The organism is Peribacillus sp. (genome assembly GCF_059453735.1).
In genome coordinates this window covers 1-2,243 of record NZ_JAZVJO010000541.1, presented here as the reverse complement: position 1 = coordinate 2,243, position 2,243 = coordinate 1, and the positions used below count along the sequence as shown (strand labels likewise).

Sequence of the window (2,243 nt, the reverse complement as noted above, 5' to 3'; positions counted from 1 at the left end):
TAATTGCGTGAGCAGGCTGTTTAGGTTAGTTGATTTCTTTTTCTAAAATGCTTTCTGCTTTTTTCACTTGGGTATCATTTGCAAGAATTTTCTCACGCAGCATTTCCATTAATGCTAATGTAGTCTCCCCTTCTAATACGCCAGTTACTTTAAGATTTTTTTCTTTTTGAAGGTCAGAAACAGCTTTTTTAGTTGCTTCATCGTAAAAACCATCTGCTTTACCAGGGTCGAATCCAGTTGCTTCAAGCATTTGTTCTGCTGTTTTAATCTCAGTAGAAGTATCTGATTCCTTCATCTTTTTATCTGGAGAAATATATGCAAGGCTTGCATATTTCGGTAATGATACTTTCACATCAGGTTCTATGCCTTTACCATGAATCCAATTACCATCTGGTGTCAGCCATTTGTATGCAGTGAATTTAAAATTAGAACCATCATCATATTCATCTGCAGTTTGGACCGTCCCCTTACCAAATGATTTCTCACCAACCAATTGAATGTCAGCTGACTCACTTACAGCAGCAGCAACAATTTCAGAGGCGCTGGCACTACCGCCGTCAATTAAGACAACGACAGGTTTATCAAAAATATTTTTATTATCTGATTTTGTAATTTCTTTTTGACCGGCACGATTTTCTACCTGGTAAATATTCTCACCCTTAGGAACAAAGAGGCTGGCAATTTCCTGTGCTTTGTTTAATAAGCCGCCTGGATTTCCACGGAGATCAAGAATAACTCCCTTCATGCCCTTTTCTTCCATCTCCGATAGTGCTGTTTTTAATTCTGCTGTCGTGTTATCGGAGAAACTCGTAACCTGTATTTTTGCAATTTTGCTTGGCAGCAATTCTGCATATACCGTTTCAATCGGAATTGTATCTCGGACAATTATAACCTTTTGAGGGTCTGATGTTCCGCGGGAAATCATCAACTCTACCTTTGTCCCTTTTTTACCTCGAATTTTCATAACCGCTTCAGTTGAACTCAAGCCTTCTAGACTCTCTCCATCAACGCTTAGAATAATATCATTTGGCTTAATCCCAGCCTTTTCTGCTGGAGCCCCTTTAATCGGTGATACGACCATGATTTGTTTATCATGTTCTTGGATTTCTGCGCCTATTCCCTCAAACGAAGATGAAATGCTTTCGTTAAAGCTCTTAGCTTCCTCTTCATCCATATAAGTAGAATACGGATCATCTAAGGCTTGAATCATGCCATTGATTGCACCATCAACAAGCTCATTATCATCGACATCCTTATAGAAGTTCTTTTTCAGGGTATCGTATGTATCATACAACTTTTGGAATTCCGCATGTTCTGTTTCTTCAACTGGAGCCAGGGATTCTACCTTTTCATCGCCAAAGGTTAGGGCGATTGTGGTAATTCCTGCTGTTAAGAAAACAATTAAAAATATCCCCATAATAAACGGAAACTTTTTCATTTTAATCAATTTATTTTCTGTTTTCGGTTCTTGCTTATTATGATCTTCCTCCACTAATTGTTCACCACTTTCATGTATCCTATCTCCTAAATGAATATTTAGGAATGTTTTATCTATTTTATCAGTTTTACACCGAAACGAAAATAAAAAGTATGTCTAACGAGTAAGAAACTAGTAAGAACCGAAGATCCATTTCTAAAAATCCCTATATTTAAGCCTGTATCTATGAAGATACAGGCTTACCTTTATTCTTGTATAGCTGCTTCTAGTGCTACTTCAATCATTTCACCAAACGTTGATTGACGCTCTTGTGAAGTTGTCTCTTCACCAGTTAGAAGATGGTCACTTATGGTTAAAATAGACAGCGCCTGACGATCAAACTTCGCTGCGATCGTATATAGAGCAGCGGATTCCATTTCAATTGCAAGAATCTTATATTTAGCCCATTTTTCAAGCTCGCTGTTGTCATTATAGAACTGATCGGCTGTAAAAACGTTTCCAACTTTCAGCTTCAATCCTTTTTTCAATCCAGCTTCATAGGACTTTAATAATAAATCAAAATCAGCGGTCGGTGCATAATCCACGCCGCCAAAAGTCAGACGATTCATTTGCGAATCGGTTGATGCACTCATTGCCAAGATCACATCACGAACTTTAACATCCTTTTGAATAGCACCTGCTGTGCCTACACGAATCAGCTTTTGAACATTATAGCTGCTAATTAATTCGTTTACATAAATAGAAATCGAAGGAACACCCATACCTGTACCTTGTACAGAAATACGCTTACCTTTATAGGTTCCTG

General features: G+C 37.9%; 2 protein-coding genes. Both read right to left on the bottom strand.

All coding sequences use genetic code 11. The annotated features are described in order from the left end of the window. Positions 1 to 25 precede the first annotated feature (25 nt). Entirely contained in the window at positions 26 to 1,438 is a 1,413-nt protein-coding gene (locus tag AC52RT_RS17830) for a lmo1851 family serine protease (protein ID WP_495541992.1), read from the bottom strand. A 245-nt stretch (positions 1,439 to 1,683) separates the two neighbouring features. Beyond that, on the bottom strand, positions 1,684 to 2,243 hold a 560-nt coding region (gene deoD / locus AC52RT_RS17825), incomplete at its 5' end, for a purine-nucleoside phosphorylase (protein WP_495541991.1).